The sequence below is a fragment of the Bacteroidia bacterium genome, assembly GCA_016218155.1.
GTDB lineage: Bacteria > Bacteroidota > Bacteroidia > Bacteroidales > GWA2-32-17 > GWA2-32-17.
Genome location: JACREQ010000020.1, coordinates 1 through 17,028 on the forward strand (window position 1 = coordinate 1; position 17,028 = coordinate 17,028).

Annotated in this window: 16 protein-coding genes; 1 reads left to right on the top strand and 15 read right to left on the bottom strand. The window is 29.1% G+C overall.

All coding sequences use genetic code 11. The annotated features are described in order from the left end of the window. From HY951_02630 to HY951_02700, 15 genes are all read right to left on the bottom strand, one after another. On the bottom strand, positions 1–591 hold a 591-nt coding region (locus HY951_02630), incomplete at its 3' end, for a hypothetical protein (protein MBI5538925.1). Between the two features lie 60 nt (positions 592–651). Then, a complete protein-coding gene (locus HY951_02635) occupies positions 652–2,670 on the bottom strand; it encodes an AIPR family protein (protein ID MBI5538926.1) in 2,019 nt (672 codons plus the stop codon). A gap of 8 nt (positions 2,671–2,678) precedes the next feature. After that, positions 2,679–3,680 carry a PD-(D/E)XK motif protein gene (locus tag HY951_02640; protein MBI5538927.1) on the bottom strand — a complete coding sequence of 334 codons (1,002 nt, stop codon included), beginning with the start codon at positions 3,678–3,680 and terminating at the stop codon, positions 2,679–2,681. Continuing rightward, positions 3,673–6,456 carry a Z1 domain-containing protein gene (locus HY951_02645; GenBank protein MBI5538928.1) on the bottom strand — a complete coding sequence of 928 codons (2,784 nt, stop codon included), beginning with the start codon at positions 6,454–6,456 and terminating at the stop codon, positions 3,673–3,675. Before HY951_02645 ends, HY951_02640 begins: the two co-directional genes overlap by 8 nt. Beyond that, positions 6,453–7,922, bottom strand: a complete 1,470-nt coding sequence (locus HY951_02650) for an ATP-binding protein (protein MBI5538929.1) — start codon at positions 7,920–7,922, stop codon at positions 6,453–6,455. The genes HY951_02645 and HY951_02650 overlap by 4 nt, the downstream gene beginning before the upstream one ends. 9 nt (positions 7,923–7,931) lie before the next feature. Further along, positions 7,932–9,041: a hypothetical protein gene (locus HY951_02655; protein MBI5538930.1), complete on the bottom strand. Its 1,110-nt coding sequence runs from the start codon at positions 9,039–9,041 to the stop codon at positions 7,932–7,934. Next, entirely contained in the window at positions 9,042–10,097 is a 1,056-nt protein-coding gene (gene dcm, locus HY951_02660; GenBank protein ID MBI5538931.1) for a DNA (cytosine-5-)-methyltransferase, read from the bottom strand. Beyond that, entirely contained in the window at positions 10,094–11,524 is a 1,431-nt protein-coding gene (locus HY951_02665; protein MBI5538932.1) for a DNA cytosine methyltransferase, read from the bottom strand. The genes dcm and HY951_02665 overlap by 4 nt, the downstream gene beginning before the upstream one ends. A gap of 367 nt (positions 11,525–11,891) precedes the next feature. Further along, complete coding sequence (locus HY951_02670; GenBank protein ID MBI5538933.1) at positions 11,892–13,109, bottom strand: site-specific integrase; 1,218 nt, start codon at positions 13,107–13,109, stop codon at positions 11,892–11,894. A 21-nt stretch (positions 13,110–13,130) separates the two neighbouring features. After that, positions 13,131–13,421: a helix-turn-helix domain-containing protein gene (locus HY951_02675; protein MBI5538934.1), complete on the bottom strand. Its 291-nt coding sequence runs from the start codon at positions 13,419–13,421 to the stop codon at positions 13,131–13,133. A gap of 391 nt (positions 13,422–13,812) precedes the next feature. Next, positions 13,813–14,910 carry an AAA family ATPase gene (locus HY951_02680; protein MBI5538935.1) on the bottom strand — a complete coding sequence of 366 codons (1,098 nt, stop codon included), beginning with the start codon at positions 14,908–14,910 and terminating at the stop codon, positions 13,813–13,815. Next, complete coding sequence (locus HY951_02685; protein ID MBI5538936.1) at positions 14,907–15,230, bottom strand: hypothetical protein; 324 nt, start codon at positions 15,228–15,230, stop codon at positions 14,907–14,909. Before HY951_02685 ends, HY951_02680 begins: the two co-directional genes overlap by 4 nt. Further along, the gene (locus HY951_02690) at positions 15,230–15,550 is read right to left on the bottom strand and encodes a helix-turn-helix domain-containing protein (GenBank protein MBI5538937.1); all 321 of its coding nucleotides are present in this window, start codon (positions 15,548–15,550) and stop codon (positions 15,230–15,232) included. The genes HY951_02685 and HY951_02690 overlap by 1 nt, the downstream gene beginning before the upstream one ends. 345 nt (positions 15,551–15,895) lie before the next feature. Then, entirely contained in the window at positions 15,896–16,063 is a 168-nt protein-coding gene (locus tag HY951_02695; GenBank protein ID MBI5538938.1) for a hypothetical protein, read from the bottom strand. 393 nt (positions 16,064–16,456) lie between these two features. Next, the gene (locus tag HY951_02700) at positions 16,457–16,603 is read right to left on the bottom strand and encodes a hypothetical protein (protein MBI5538939.1); all 147 of its coding nucleotides are present in this window, start codon (positions 16,601–16,603) and stop codon (positions 16,457–16,459) included. Between the two features lie 252 nt (positions 16,604–16,855). On the opposite strand from HY951_02700, the gene HY951_02705 reads away from it, so the two are divergent. Further along, a complete protein-coding gene (locus HY951_02705) occupies positions 16,856–17,026 on the top strand; it encodes a hypothetical protein (GenBank protein ID MBI5538940.1) in 171 nt (56 codons plus the stop codon). The last annotated feature ends 2 nt before the right edge of the window (positions 17,027–17,028 follow it).

A 17,028-nucleotide genomic window follows, 5' to 3' on the forward strand; every position in this document is an offset into this window, starting at 1 on the left:
AGTGACTGAATTGATTAATCTTTCTTGAACCCTATTAAAAGATAAGGTTTTTCTTAAAGTATAATCAACAGATAAGTTTATTAAAGAAGGTATTTTGTTAGAGGGATAATCTAACCAATCATCTGCAGAATAGCTAAATAAATTTGAATAGTAAATTAATTTTGTGTTAAATTCATCAAAAACATTTCTATTATTATTTATCTCAGTAATATTTACATCCAAACTAGAAGATTCACCTTTTTCAATAATAATTGATTTAAAAGTGGACCTTTTACCAAAATGTTGTCTAATAAAAATTTCATCATTTACTTTATAAACTATAATAATTACTGAAAATGGTGGATGATTACTAGCAATCAATTTTAATAATCGCGCAATTGAAGTTTTACCGGAACCATTTTCACCAATAAATCCAGTGACCTTTCCGAAATCCTTTTCAAAAATATTTACAATACTAATGTTATTTGTTATAGTATAATTATATTTATTATCTTCGATTTTATTAATTAATATCTTATAATCTGGAGTAAAAGGTATTGTATAATCTTTAAAGCAAATAAATTCCTCTACATAAACAGCTAATAATTCCATAACATTATATTTAATAATTTCATTCTACTTACTATCTTTAAAAATATCAAATAATTCTAATCATTGAAATCCTTCTTCTTTTGCTTGTTTTATAATCCTTAAGGCATTTTTAGCTTGTTTTGGGGTGATAGCTGCCTTTCTGTTAGCTAATACACCAAGGTTATAAGCAAGTTTTCTATCAAATGGAGTAAACCTATTATTTTCCTTTGCCCATTTGGAAAGTGCAAACCAAACTTCTGCATTAATTTTTCCAGCTTCTTCAATCATTTTTGACTCTTGAGGAGAAAGCTCTTGGCCTACCAAATCGTTTTCAAGGTAGTTATCACTTTCGCTTTTTATTTCTTCTCTAATCAAACTGACATCAATAAATTTATCTTTTAGAGTTAACCAACATTCTTGTTTCTTGCACCATTCTCCGATATTCATTCCAGCTTTTGATGGATTATTAATGTGCTTCCAAGCAATATCAATCATTTGATCAATCAAATTATTAAGAGGCTCAGATATAGCTTGATTTTCCCATATTGAATCAAGATTTAGCCTTTTGTTTGTTTTAAATGATAGCCAAGATAAAATATATGAAACCATATTTGCTTTATAACCGCCTAAATTTCTTTTTGCAACAATTCGATCAATTTCCCTAAACAGAATAGCTTTAGCAATAAGTCGTTGGTAATACTTTTTACTAACTTCATTTTTTTCGCTAGCTAATTCTTTTGTAAATATTTTAAAATTATTTTCTGCCCCTTTTCCTACATCATGAGGTCTCTGCCACCAGCTCATTTCATACTTAGACAAATCCGTTTTGGAAAACTTTTGCTTCTTTGGAAATTCTGAATCAAAGGCCTTTAATTCCTTGCCTGTCTTCCTTGATTTCTCATCAAGATATTGTCCTCTAGCTCTCTCATAAAACCATTTATTCGTAGCCTTTCCACCAGTTTTAGTAGGCACCCATTCTGTTCTTGAAAAATTTTCTATTGCAACATGATAGGAACTATTAGAACTGAAATCTGAATCCTTAATTATTGTTTGAAGGTTAGCATATCTTGAAATTTTAGGAACAATATCATCCATCTCTTCTTTTTGCTGTACAATAGAAATTTTCATTTGTACAAAAACCTTAGACAAATCAGAATCTTTTTCGGTAGATGTTGCATGAATAGATGCAGTCGTTTGTCCACCATTAACAACTTGCCAATTAATAATTCGAGTTATATAAGGTACATCACCTTCATAGTCAATCTCGATATCTTCCGCAGTTGTGGATATTCCATTATTATAAGCAAAAAACATATCAGGTGTATTCCTTATGGTATCTCTTATACCTTGATTAACCTTGGCCTTAAATTGCAAAAAAGTTCTAACATTTTTCTCTAGTAATCCTTGCTTATATGTATCGTATATATTTGCAAGTATCTTACCAGGCATTATTGCAAGATATACATCTACTTTTTCACTAACATTATCCATTTTTAAGCATTTGAGCTTATAATTATAATCGTTTAAAAAATCTATTTCAATTTTTTGTTTTCCGGATCGAATTAAATACTGTTGATATACTCTTTCAATATCCCATAGTTCAAAATCTAAGAAAACACCGTTTTTCTCAATGTCTTTAGGTACTACATTTGGTGAAGATTGGCCATTTGTTAACACAAAAATTCTTACATTTTTAACAGTGTCTTTAGTCTGTTCTATAACTTGCACTACATCAAAAATAGATGTAACCATATCGACACCTTTGGAATAAAGTTTGCCTTCTCTTGATAACCAGAAGAAACTTTCTAATTTGTTAAACGCTTCCTCAATATCTTTATCTGAAACTTTAACTAAACGTTGCTCACTTTTAAAGATTGTAACAAATAAATCAATTACTTCATTTTCTTCATCATAATTCCATGCATTTATTTTAACTCCTTTAATTTTGTAATGACATAATTCAGCAGCAATCACATCACCTGAATCAATAGCATATTCCATAATATCATTTGTTATGGAATCTTCCTGAGTTAGATTATCACTTTCTACCGAAATTAAAGCACCTTCTAAAAAATCAATCGCAAATTCTTGTAAGTCCATAGTTTATGTTATATATGATTAATAATATCTGTTTTAATCTCAAATGGTGAACATGCTGAAACAACAACCGAATATTTCAAATCACCAACTCCTTCAGGTAAATCACATTGTAATAACCTAGGAAATCCATCAACAACCTCAAAAAACTTCACATCAAATAGTGAAAAACTATTTAAATATTTGTCATTATGTAATTCATTATACCCATATTTAGCAAGTTTAATCTGAAAAAGATAGGATGCTATTGGATCATCTTGAATTTGAAAGTTTATTTCCTTAACAAATGCAGGCAATGTCTTATCTGGCATATTGTTATGTACATTAAAAGAAAACAATGAAATAAAAAGATGATCAAGACCGGTATTATCCAATTGCTTCTCAGAAGAAATATTAAATTTCTTATGTTGTTTACTTGATGTAGCCTTTACCTCTATTGCATTTGACAAAATTTGAAAGTCGTGATTTGTTCGATCAGAACCAGTCCAATATAACAATGAATTAGTAAATGAATACTTTTTAAATAAGTAATCCTTTAAAAAATGTAATTCTCCAATAAGGCCTTTTTGTCTTTCAATTGAAAGAATTTCATTTTCTTGTTTTTCAAAAAATATCTTCCATTCATTAAGAACATTTATAAGAGTACTATTTAAATTATTTCTATCATTTATTTTAATTATTTTATCGCAAATATCAGAAATAACCAATTCGAAAATATTATTTGTATTAGGTATTGACTGTGTAAACTTTATAAATTCTTTATTTACATATTCACCTAATGTAGTAGCTATTATTGAGATCTCAAGACCCCTAAATTTAGGCAAATTCTCAGTTAATATTTTATGATCATCTGTAATCTTAATATAAAACAACCTAGTTCCTTTTCCAAAATCAGTTGCAAGAAAAACAGGAAATACTCCGCTTGAAGGAATCTTTCTTGCTATTTGAGTTTTTTGAGTACTATTTTTGGATTCATCATTAATTGAATTCCAAATACTAAGATAATCAATCATATTCTGTCATTTCAAGTTCTTGATAAACGGAATTTATTACATAATTAATTGGTTTGGATAAAGCAGAAGTTGGCCAACTAATTGCAAATCCTACAGGTTGAAATGCAAAATCAACTTCTTGTTTTGTTTTATCATCCTTAAGTGCCAAAACATAAACAATTAGTAAAGGTCTATTCTTTCTTGGACTTTCACTTCTCGCTGCTTTATTTGAAATACTATTATCATGTATAAACTTTCTCTGAACTACATCAAAGTCTGAATACTCAAATTTTGGATCATGAACTCTCTGTACAAAATAACGATCAGAGCTTTTATTTGTGATGGTTCTTTCAGGTAAAACGATTTGTTTACCAGCAAAAGGGGTTATTTTACTATTTGTTTTTACATCTAACGAAACCAATACGACGTTCCAATGAAAAAACTCTGGAATACCATGTAGTCTTTGCAAATCGATATATTGATTAATTCGAATAGAATTTGCTTGTGGTAAACCTTTATATGTTTTGTAATCCTTAAGGAATTCTTGAATCTTGATAACAGAAATATCCAACCATACGTTTCTTTGTCCTAATTCTTTTTCAGAAGGTTCGCCTAAAGAGATTATAAATTCTTCGGTAATTTGGTAATTTGATTTTAAAATTTTATCATCAGAAGGGATTGTGGTAGTTTCGGTAAGTGTTCCTTGATAATTTAAACGCATTGACTCAGCAGCTCTCATTTTCATAACATTAGTTACTATCATATCAGGATGATCTTCTACTCGAAGTCCAAAATCTTTTGGAGTCAATTTTAAACGACTCATTTCAATAAATTCTGCCCTTAATGTTTCAAAAGCAGTTGCAACATGTCTATACCAATCAAAAAGTTCTCTAGTTGTATAAATCCTACACAAATCTTCAAAGCCACTTCTGTAACCAAACCATCTTCCCATCTGCATTAAGGTATCATACATGGATGTGCTTCTTGTAAAATAACTAATTGTCAATCCTTCTAAAGTTAATCCTCTAGAAAGTTTATCTCCACCAATAGCAATTACCCATAATCCAGTTTGAGATTTACTCTTATAATCTAACAAATCACCAACTGTACCATTTATGACCAAACAAGAAGGTTCGATTTTTCTAACAACTTTAGCTAATAGTGGTTGAATCTGGCTCCATTCAATGGTTTGATCAAGCATTATTTTTGTTGTAGTTTTAAAATCCCTTTCGAATAATTCATTCATTGCATTTAAAACATCAATTTCATTTTCTATAATAGAATTTCTAAGTTTAGTAAATTCTCCACCATCGCCATGAATAAGATTAGCAAGGGATTCTTGAACAGTGTTATATCTCGTACAATGAATTAGCATTGTATTATGTTTATTTTCCTGTCCCCTATACCAACGAATAGCCGATGAAATAACAAATGATTTTAATGCTTCCTTTAACGAATTTGGTAATTCTGTGGGTATGTAATCTGGTTTATGCCTTATAGGCATAAAAGTGTAATTATCCAGACCAGCTTCAAGTAATGGTTGACCAGCATCATTTACTTCTCTGAATATAGGTAAGCCATTCTCGATACCATCCTTTAATCCAAAAACTTCTTTTGGCCCCAGATAATTTGATGGTGCTCCTAAAGTTTTAATAAAAGCTGATGGGAATAAATCAAGTCCTAATTTATTATCCGTATCATGTCGAATAAAAATATTTGCAAATGGTGTTGCAGTATATCCAATATATACTTTTTGTCTAAAAAGATTAAGAATTCTTCTTATACAATCGTTAATTGCAGTAGGATCTAATTCTTCACCACCTTTATCTCTTTCAGCTCTGGTATTTACAGATGCTTGATCTGATTCGTCATCTATAACAAGTAATGGCAAATTGTTAAATTGATTAATTCCTTTATTTTTAACTGTAAAATCATCATCAAATATATTTATCCAGTGTTGAAAATAATCAATTAGATTATTTAAAATAGATTTATTCTTCTTAACGACGAAAATAATAGGTCGACTACTACTTGGAGCTGTACCTCTAGATTTTTTTATATTAAAATCACCTGTTTTATTTGGTTTAAGGTTAGATTCGGTAAAATAATCAATCGGAATGTAAACTTCTCCAGGAAGCGTTGACACACCTATTCTTTTTTGCTTCTCTTCAGGATTTGTATCTATACCCAATACTTCCTCATCAATTCTTTCTTGCGTTTGTTGTCGCAAATTTTCATGCATACCTGCTAATACAATAATAATCTTGTATCCTGAATCAATAGATTTATTAATTATACCCATGAAATTTGCAGTCTTACCAGATTGCACATAGCCAACTACCAGTCCCCTCCGATCAAATGGTCTATTAGGAATAATGGGATCTTCAATATCTTCCATTATTTCATCAGAAATTATATCAATTTTGTCAACCGAAGACTCTGCCCATCCTTTTATGTGAGTTAGATATTTTTTATAACGTTTCCAAAAACGAAAATTAATTTTATCATCTGCTTTTTTTGACCTGTACCAATCAATGTGACCTTCACTATCAGAAAGTGAATAATGCACTCCTTCTTCAACAATAATATTTACTTCTACTTCTAACTCTTTACGAATATAACTTTTAACTTCTTCCATTGATGAAAATGCTTTCCCTTGCAGGATAATATTTTCAGCAGAAAAAGGGACACAAACAGTTGAAATTGCTTCTGTGATAGCCTTATCGTAATCCATTACTTTTTTGAAAGATTCAAATAAGCTTCTAGCATTTGATTTAAGTTCGTTAAAATGAATCATTTTTTTAAGTTTAATTTCTGAAATACATCCATTGAATCAAGCTGCTTTTTTGCATCTTGTTCCGAACAACCTGCATCAACAATAACTGTCAATGCGTACTCATACATTTTTTCAAGTGCAGCATTATTATTCTGCAAAGGCGTTTCAATAATAGTGTCTGGATCTGAAAAGTCATTTACGATTAAATTTACTGGTATTGACTCAGCAATAAGCTTCATGTAATTTTTGAAAACATCAGCCTCATCTGAAAGATAATCTGAAATCAATTCAAATAGTGGATGTTTATCGTTTACATAATAATTTTTAATGCCATTTTTTTGCTTTACTAACCATAAATAAACTATATCTTTCTTTTGACCTTTCCTTCTGATATAGGCACCCCTAGTTGTATATATTTTAATAGATTTATCAATGGCATTAAGACAAATATTTTTAATTTGTTTCCTAATAACATCAGGAATTTTAGCTGAAGCTTTTTTTACATCAATCTGCCATTCGGAATCAAGAGTATTAGGAATATCAATACATATCCTACAAAGTCGTTGACTTTCTTTTTTTTTAAAATTCAAATCAAGCCAAGTGCCATCTGATATTAATCTTTTGTTACGATATAAAAATATGCCCTGATGCTCAGTCCAACCTTTAATAATTTGTAGATCTTTTCTTTCTTCAGGCGAAAGTTTAGATTCATGAGGAAGTACATATGGTTGAATTATTATTTGCTGATTATTAATTGAAAGTTGCTCTTCTTGTAATTCTTGAGAAGGAATTTCAATAGAAACATTAAAAGGATTTATAGCATTAATTTTTTCATTGTTTACAATTATAGAAATCTTCTTCTCTTCAATAAATCTGTGAAATATTAAGCCTAAATGCTTTCTTACATTATCAAATTTTCTATAAAAATGCTCCCTTTCAAATTTTATTTCATTGGCTTCAACTAACCTATCTAATTTCTCCCAAAGTACAATTGTTCCTTCATTTTCAAATGAAAAATCACCTACATTAACAACAGAATTTTTATCAGCACATTCTCTTAATAAAACCCAATCTTTTTTTTCTATAACTATATCTAAATCCCAACATCTAATAAAAACTTTACCGGACTTATTTCTTGTTTTGACTGTTAATCTTCTACACTGAGAAAAAGAAGCTGTTTTTAAGCCTAAACCAAACCGGCCTAAATCACTTGAATTCCTAACTTGCGTTGGACTAAAACTACCAATCTTCATTGCATTTAAAAGTTCCTTTTCAGTCATTCCTTTTCCATTATCCTCTATTCTGACATAGGATGAAAAAAGATCAATTCCATAAGTTATTGCTATTTTAGATGCTTTGGCAGTAATACTATTATCAATGATATCTGCAATTGCTGTTTCAACAGAATACCCAAATGATCTCGCAGACTGTAATAAATTTTCAGGTTCAGGTCTTACAATATCATATAAAGGAATCTGTTTTTTCATTATGTTATATTATTTCTTTTTACGAATAATTGTTTTCAAATCCTCAGCACCTAAATAAAAGTAATTCTTATGTAATACTTTGTGACAATTGCTACAAACAATAATAAAATCTTCCATTGAACTTGATTCAAGTACTGGCTCATCTTTCCATTCTTTACAATAATGTATTTCCATTATATCTTTACCCAATTCACCATAAAAAAAAGCTGAATCAAATCCACACACCTCACATTTCAAAGATTTAGTATTAGTAAACACCATCTCCTTTTTAACTTTTTCGAATAATGGATCTCTTTCTCGATTCTCATGAAACTTAAAAATAAATTCTGACTTATAATTGACTTTTGTTTCTTTAGCTTCAAGCTTATCCTCTTTCTTTAAATATAAAGTTCTAATTAAGTCTGCTTCTTTCTTTAATTTATCCCGATGACCATGAAATTCATTCCAAAGTTCTTTCTCTAGCCTTCCTCCATCTCGCATTCCTTTTCCTTTAAAATTCTGATCTGATTTTTTAAGATTTGCTAACTTTAATGACACACTATTTACACTCCTAAAAGAATCTTCATTAGAAACATCCAAATGAAAACTTAAATTTCTGAGATCTTTACTGAGTTGAATAATTTCAGGATTCCTTCCATGCATTTGCCCATAATCCATTCTGAAATATAAATCAAGTGCAAGTATTAATTCTTCTCTATTCCAATCCGGATTTTTCTTTTTTTCATTCATGTTTGTTAAGCTAATTAAATCTATTTTTTTTTCAATAATAAAGAGTTTAATTTCATCCCAAATATTTTCTCTACTTACAGAATTATACTTATTGAAAATACTTTTAGCTAATTGTGGTAACTTAATTGGTTTCCTGTTTAACTCTCGCCAACCATTCCTTGTTGAATTTTCAATATGCCCATCAAAAGCATCCCTGCAATTTTTTAAACTATTCGCAAATGATTTAATCGTTTTACTATCACCAAACCTATTATAAAATAAGCAATATGCATCTTTCCATTTTAAAGTCTTTAATTCAATTGGAGGAGAAGTTTCTTTACCCTCTTGGGTATTCCCATATTTTGAGAGAAAAAATGCCACTAGCCATATTTCTTTTGTTAAATTAGACATTTATTTGTTTTGGATTTTTAGATTAACAAATAAATAATGAAGCAATGCATACCCTGTATTAACGCTCAATGCATTTCCAGCCTGTTTATATAATTGATGCTCACTAACACCAGCTAAAATTGCATTTTGATAAAAAGACTTAGAAAATCCTTGTAATTGTAATGCTTCTTCTGGTGTTAAACGCCTAACTGGTTTTTTGAAAAGTATTTCTTTGGACGTATTCTTGTGTGATTTTCCTTTATTTATGAAGTCGTCGGAATAATAGTTATCTTGGCAAGCACGATGCATCTTTACCATCGTTGCAGTTAATGTTCTAGCTATTTCTAAGTCTATTTGTGAATTACTCTTAAAATTTTTTGATCCATCTGCAAGTATTGTATGCTTAATTTTTTCTGATAGATAATATTTTTTATCGACTTTCTTTTCTAGAATATCTAGTACATTTTTATAAGTATGTAATGAGTGATTCTTTATATTGTTAAAATTTTTAATAATAGCTTCTTCAGTTAATTCAATTTTTAATGGTTTCTTACTACAAACAAAATATATCCTAGCTCTTTTCTGGGGTAAACCGAAATGTTGGGAATCAAGAATCACATAATTAGTATATTTATATTTATGATCCTTAAAAAAATTTAGAATCTCATCCAGTGTATTTCCATTATCATGTTTTATTATATTTCTAACATTTTCTAAAATAAGAAACTCTGGCTTATTCTTTCTTAGTATTTTATCTATACTAAAAAGGATCTTGCCCCTTTCATCTTCCAATCCAAGTTTTTTACCTAACAAACTGAAAGATTGACATGGAAAACCACCTAATAATAAATCTAAATCACCTAACGATGCAATCTGTTTTTTATCTTCGACAAAACGAGTAATGTCTTGCATTCTAGTTTCGCCATTTAATTTATAATTACTGCAATATGTTTTTATTGCATGTTGATCAATTTCAGAAAAACCCGCGCACTTAAACTTCACTCTAGTGTCTTGTGAAATCAAGTCGGCTGCACTTCTGAAGCCACCTATTCCCGAAAATAATTCAGCGTATCTCATTCGTAGTATTTCATTAATTCTTTTGAAATTATTTCAGAAAGCTTTACTGGTACTGCATTACCAATTTGCTTATACCAATCATTTAAAGTTCCCCGAAAAAAATAACTATCAGGGAAGGTTTGTAAGCGTGCAGCCTCCCTAGGACTTAATCCTCTTGGCTGTTCAGGGTGAATGTACATATGACAATCATACTTCATATGAGAAGTTATTGTTTTTGAAACTTCATCACGCTTAAGTTTGTAATATTTATCTTTAAAAATATGATTACGATTTGTATAATTATTTAAATGCTGAATACTCTTATGAAGAGAATTCTCACCTTCAGGTAGTAATTGGAATATTTCTAAATCATTTGAATTATTATATCTCGATTTATGATTGAAAAGATAATCAATCTCAGTATTATTATTAATACCTTTTAAATATTTATTTTGTTTTACATTTTGTTTTTTGATAGTAAACCCGTGAAATTTACTATCATTTTCAGTATTTAGTTTAATCGGATTAGTTCCAATTATAGGTAAACCAAATAATGCATCAGAAAGTTTATATTGACTTTGTTTCTTTTGCCTTTGCAAAATATTATTTTCAACTTGCTTAATAAACATGAAATTTTTACCACCAACAAGGATATATCTTCTACGGCTCTGCGGAATATCAAAATTCTGAGCATCTAGTTCTAGAGAAATAAATGAATATTCTAGGTTTGTTTCATTTTGGATGTCTTCAATAATTTGCTTTTCTACTTTCTTCATTCCTCTTACGTTTTCCATTATAAAGAAGTCTGGCCTAATCAAACCTAAAAGCTTTACGTAATATTTGTAAAGAATATTTCTTTCATCCTCAATGAATCTTTTCGTTTTATTTTTACCTTCTAATTTAAAATTTCTCCTATTTGCCATTGAAAATCCCTGACATGGCGGGCCACCAGCCAGAATTTTTACATTTTTAAAATACTTTTCATACTTATCAAAATCATCAACTAAAGCTTTTATATCTCCATTATAAAAATGGCTGAGAGGTAACGTATGATTAAAATAATAAGTTTCAAGAGCTGCTGTATAATTATCATTAACAAAAGCCGGTTGAAATCCCGAATTTATAAGACCCTGACTTAAACCTCCTGCCCCACTAAAGAAATCCGCAAATAAATATTTGGACTTAGATTTTTGTTTTAATTCTGGTAAATATTTTTTAAAAAGTGGATGATTTGCACCATCATTTTTTCGTATAGTAAAATAAATATCGTTTAACTTATTGTATATTTTGTTATCTAATAATTCCAAATATTCAACTGGAATGCTTTCAATTTCTGATAAAATAATTTCTATTTTTTCATTTTTTAGAACAAATGTTAATTCTTTCGCAAGTTGTTGCGATTTCTTTCTAAAAGTTTTAAAATAATGTGTATAATAAAATTCAAGCATTAAATTACAAAATATTATTTTTAGTTTTTATTCTACACTTCAATGATTCGTATATTATATTTTCACTTTTCATATTTGGGTCTATTTTGTCAAATGTAATAAATTTATCCGAAACAATACATTAATTTATTATATTGATTTTCTTTTACTTATATGTATTTTCATCTAAATATCTACTCGAAATTGAGCAAATGTTGCAGATTTATTATTATATTTTTTTTGATTACAAATTCATTCTAAACAGCATTTATTTATACGATTCTATTTTAGCAAAACAAGTGCTATTATCCAACCCTCTTTTTAAATCTCTTGATTCTAATTTAAATTTTCGTAACCACTATTACTGTAACAGTGGTTACGAAGATAATTAAATTGAATACTTATTATAAATTTGCCCCATGTCTTTTCCTACCTTTTTATCTAAAAGCCTTGCATAAACCTGAGTCATTCTAATCGAACTGTGTCCAAGCATCTTTGAAACTGATTCAATAGGAACATCATTATTCAAAGTAACTGTTGTTGCGAAAGTATGCCTTCCCATATGCGAAGAAAGATTTTTATTTATTTCGCACAGATCTCCTATCTCCTTCAAATAAGCATTTATCTTTTGATTTGAATAAACAGGTAACAATTTATCCAAAATTGCACACTTAGGATTAGATTTATATTTATCGAGTATTAGTAAAGCAATCGGCAGCAAAGGAACATGACAAATAGTTCCTGTCTTTGTTCTACGAGTATGAATCCACATTTTATCTTCTTCGTCTTTTACAAGATTTTTAGAAGTAAGTTTAAATAAATCTGAATAAGCTAGTCCTGTAAAACAGCCAAATAAAAAAACATCCCTAACAAATTCCAGACGTTCAATTGTGAATTTCTTATTCATAATTTTAAAAAGTTCTTCTTCAGTCAGAAAATCCTTATCAACTTTTTTTAAACTATGCTTAATACTTGCGAAAGGATCCTTAGTAATCCAACCATTCAAAAAACATATTCTTATAATTTTTTTAAAATTCCGAATATATTTAACTGTTGTGTTATGATTACAATTTCTGGTAGTTTTTAAATATAATTCGAAACCACTAATAAAATCAGGGTTTATTTTCTTAAGAAATATATCTTCTTCATTATACTTTTGTTTTATATAGTTCTTAAGATGCAATAAACATGTTTCATACCTTTGAGATGTAGCTTTTGCAAAATCCTTACCAATCAATTTTTTGACAGACTCATTATGGTCCTTAAAAATGGGAACAATAGTTTTATCATCAGTATTAATTCCTAAATATGCATTTCTCAAACCTATTGCAGTTATATCTTTGTCCTTTTCATGCATTTCAACAACATAATCGTTAAATAGTCTCCTTACATATTCAATATATTTAATAGTTTCAGTAATTTCTTTTGATTTGTTAAGATTACAACTTTTAACAAAACTCCAAAGTTCGGGTTTTATTGATCTATAAACAGACATTTCAGTATGTTGTCTTTCAACGGTTATCCTTACCATTATTGCGGCTTCGCCATTTTTAAGCAATCTGTTTCTTCTTATATAAAACATTAATGAAATTTTTCTTCTTGACATAATTTTCCTCCTTATTTAATTTTAGAAACCTCTTATTGGTTTGTAGTTTGAATTAAGAAATTTTTCTATATCAGAAGCTTTAAAAAAATACTTGTGATTAATTTGCGTGTATGGAATTAAAAAGTTGTCTCTATATTGAAACAGCACTTTTTTTGAACAATTTAATATCTGAGTAGCCTCTTCGACATTCAACCATCGTTCATTTAATGGATAATTTGCCTTTTTTACAATTCCTTCGAATTTCAATTCCAATTGATCGATTTTATTTACTAACCGATTAATCATTTCTTCTTCAACTAATGTAACTTTCATAATAAATTAATTTTAATTAAACATAATTGGATCCACTTTGAACCCTGTTCAATGTTATTAATTTTAGGAATAATTAAAAAAGGCAATAGTTTAACTATTGCCAATTTTTATTAAGAATCGTTTATTTATCTGTTCCGTTCCACATTAAAATGGAACACCAAATTGAAGAACAAAGCTTGACTATCTCATTATCAACACAAAACTACTGTTCCACTTTTGTTCCACTGAAGTTGATGTACCATTTGTTCCATTCGTTCCATTTGTTCCAATTGTACCATTTGTCCCACTTGTACCATTTTGTACCACTATTTAAAAATGGAACACTTTCAAATATTTCTCCTTTCATACAGCTGATTTACTGCAATATAATTTAATTTATTACTGTTCCATTTTAAAAAGGACATGTTCCATCTGTTCCATTTGTTTCACCTTGAAAGGAATTTTCGTTTAAATTTTTTGTCCAACGGTGAATTGTAGTAACCGGGACACCTAATTGTTGAGAAATTTCACGAACAGATTTTCCTTCTCTACGAAGTTCACGAGCTGCTTCTTTCTGTTCTTCCTTCTGACTAGCCGGATCAAAATTTAAATGTTCATTTTCAGTAGTAAAAGTAAGAAGAGTAAATGTCAGTAAGCTATCTTTCTTGGCAATCTCACAACAAATTACATTATTACTATCATATACCACCTCACTGCTACGACTTTTTAGTTGTTTAATATATCTGATGTTGGTTCCCTGAACACTTTTACCAATAGTAGAAACACTATCGGCGAAATTACTTAAATGTTTACTACCAGCAAGATCATTTATAGTTATTGGATAACTCATACTACGCTTTGGAGTATGAGCTAACACTAAAATTGATAAATCAAAATCATTTTTTAAATCATTAAGGTTACGCATAACATCAAGTGCAACTTGAGTATCCTGTGTACTTTGTCCGTTTAAATAAGTTAGATTATCGATAATTAAAACATTAGCCTGATGCTCCTCAATATCAGCTTGCAATTTGTTAAATAATTTACCAGTAAAAGATCTGCCTGGATATTGCTTATCTAATTCTGTAAAATCAATCGTATCAATAAAAAAATAATTACTAAAAGAATATTCATTCCCAATGTCATCAGAATATCTTTTCCTGAATTGTCGATCAGAAAGTTCAAAATCGTAATACAATACTGTTAATGGTTCATGATGATTGTCTAAACATAATAATCCTCTCCCCTTACTAATCGCATCAGCCAAAGCTACAGCAAGTATACTTTTTCCAATGCCTGTATCAGCAAACATTAAGTGTAATTCATTACTATGCCATATCACCGAAAACAATTGTTTAACTTCTGGTTGATTCTTTGCATCAAATAAACGTTGTGCTGCATTTCGAATAGGCTTACAAATAATATTCACCGAATTCAATCCTTGATCAACATTAAATGATACTATATCACTATTTAATTTTTGCTTTGTTATAGGATCATATTTCATCATAATCGAAAAGGATTTATTTCAATGAAAGAATAATTATAACCTTTACTTGGTTTTGTATGCAATACTATTGTATGTGCAGTGAGTTGTGGATCTATTAATTCAAGCCTTTCTATTCTTCTTTCCAGGCTCTCCCAGGTCTCAAGATATTTGAGACCTGAAAGCCTGTTATAAAGATTAGTTAATTCAAGAATTAACTCGTTTTGTTTCTGGATATAAATATCACTAGCTCCTTCTTTTTGAACATAACGTCTAAGTCCATTTGATAGCTCAAGGATAATCCTTTCCAGTCCTGCAATTGCAGGTAAAACATCAGTCGCCATTATTCCTGCTTAATTTTAGCCAATAATTCTTCATTCGTGTACTTGCGACCTTTTTCAAGCCAGCCTAATAACTCAACTTTTCTAAAGAAGATTCTCTTTCCTCTCTTAAAATAAGGCAGTGTTTTTTTGGAAGTCATTGAATAAACAGTTTGCTTAGCCATTTTCAAGTAAATTGCTGCTTCATCAATATCCATAATTTCTGTGTTGTTCTTTTCATTTTCAGCCTCAGGGCTTTTAAAGTTTGCAAGAATTTCCTGATTCAATTGCATGTACTCTTCAACACTTAAAGAATACATTGGTCTGTTTTTGTCGATTTTCATATTCGTAAGATTTTTAATGAAACAATAAATATTTATTTGCAAATCTCCGGCAGTAAATTTTCATACTTGAGCAAAAATGAGCATGCTTGAATAAGAATGAGCAAAAGTGAGCAAGAATGAGCAAGACTGAACAAGCTTATTTTATAAACAATTGAATTATTTGAATATATAAAAATATCGGAAAATAATATCAAAATATTACATTGTGTTATATTCACTTACAAAACACTAAAACCATATAGATATAATTATCAGAACATCATATGATATAAAAGCAGTTACTCCTAGATTAAAGTAACTGCTTAAAATATTAAAATATTATATGAGAAATAAAACCTAAGAAACTCAAGGTTTATCGAGAAAACTATAAATTAGGTTTACCTGCCATTCACGCAACGCCCTTCTATCTAATTTTAATTCTTTTTCAATTGGTTTTATCCATTTTCGCAGAGTATTTGTGCAAATACCATATTCCGTGGCTAAAGCTGAAAAAGTTTTTACTTTGGCGGGCATAAAAAAAGTTTTTACAAATATAAATCAAGAAATCTATATTTGTATCCTTATGGCATGGTTTACCGCCGTTTACCGCCCTTTTCCACCCTCTCAATTTCATGTAATTATTAATCAACAACTTTCAAAACATGCATTTATTTTCACTAAAAGTCGTCATATAGCATAATGTTATATTAAAGCAAACATAAAAAATCACTCCAAATCATCATTTGACTTCAAACAACTTCAATAAATCGCAAATATTTGAAAAATTAACAAATGGCAAATAGATGCCAACAAGTGCCATTTAATTTTGAAAAACACTTTATTAACAACAGAAAATGAAAATTGTTGAAAAATAATATTTTAAACTTAATAACAATGACTTACCTATCTTGGCTCATCTAAAAACATTTAAATCTTTTTCACTTGCCATTCATGAAGTGCTCTTCGGGAAAGATTCAGGTCTTTTTCTATGGGTTTAATCCATTTTCTGAGTGTATTTCTGCATACACCATATTCCAATGCTAATTCTGAAAATGTTTTAACTTTTGCTGGCATAAAAAAAGTTTTCTACAAAAATAAATCAATAATCCGTAATTAATACTGTTTCAGATCAAAGCGTATCAATTTTCACATTTTTGCACATATCTTTTTTTATGTAATTATTAATCAATAACTTTTAAAATCTGATTATTTAACAGAATGTGGATATAATGAGCACGATGTTATAAGATAATTTATTTAAATATTAGCCATATAAATTTATGCATTTTCTAGGGATGTCTATATGCAGTTATTTATTTAATCGGAATGCTTTGTGTAGTTTATCTAGACAATAATGATCCTGAAATGGCACAAAAGTATTTTGAATATGGAATGACTGTAATTGATAATAATAAAGAATGTTCTAACAATGATATTGATTCATTTTTGGATCTCAAAATCGAAATCGATAATGAATTAGGAAAAAAGAAAAAATAGCT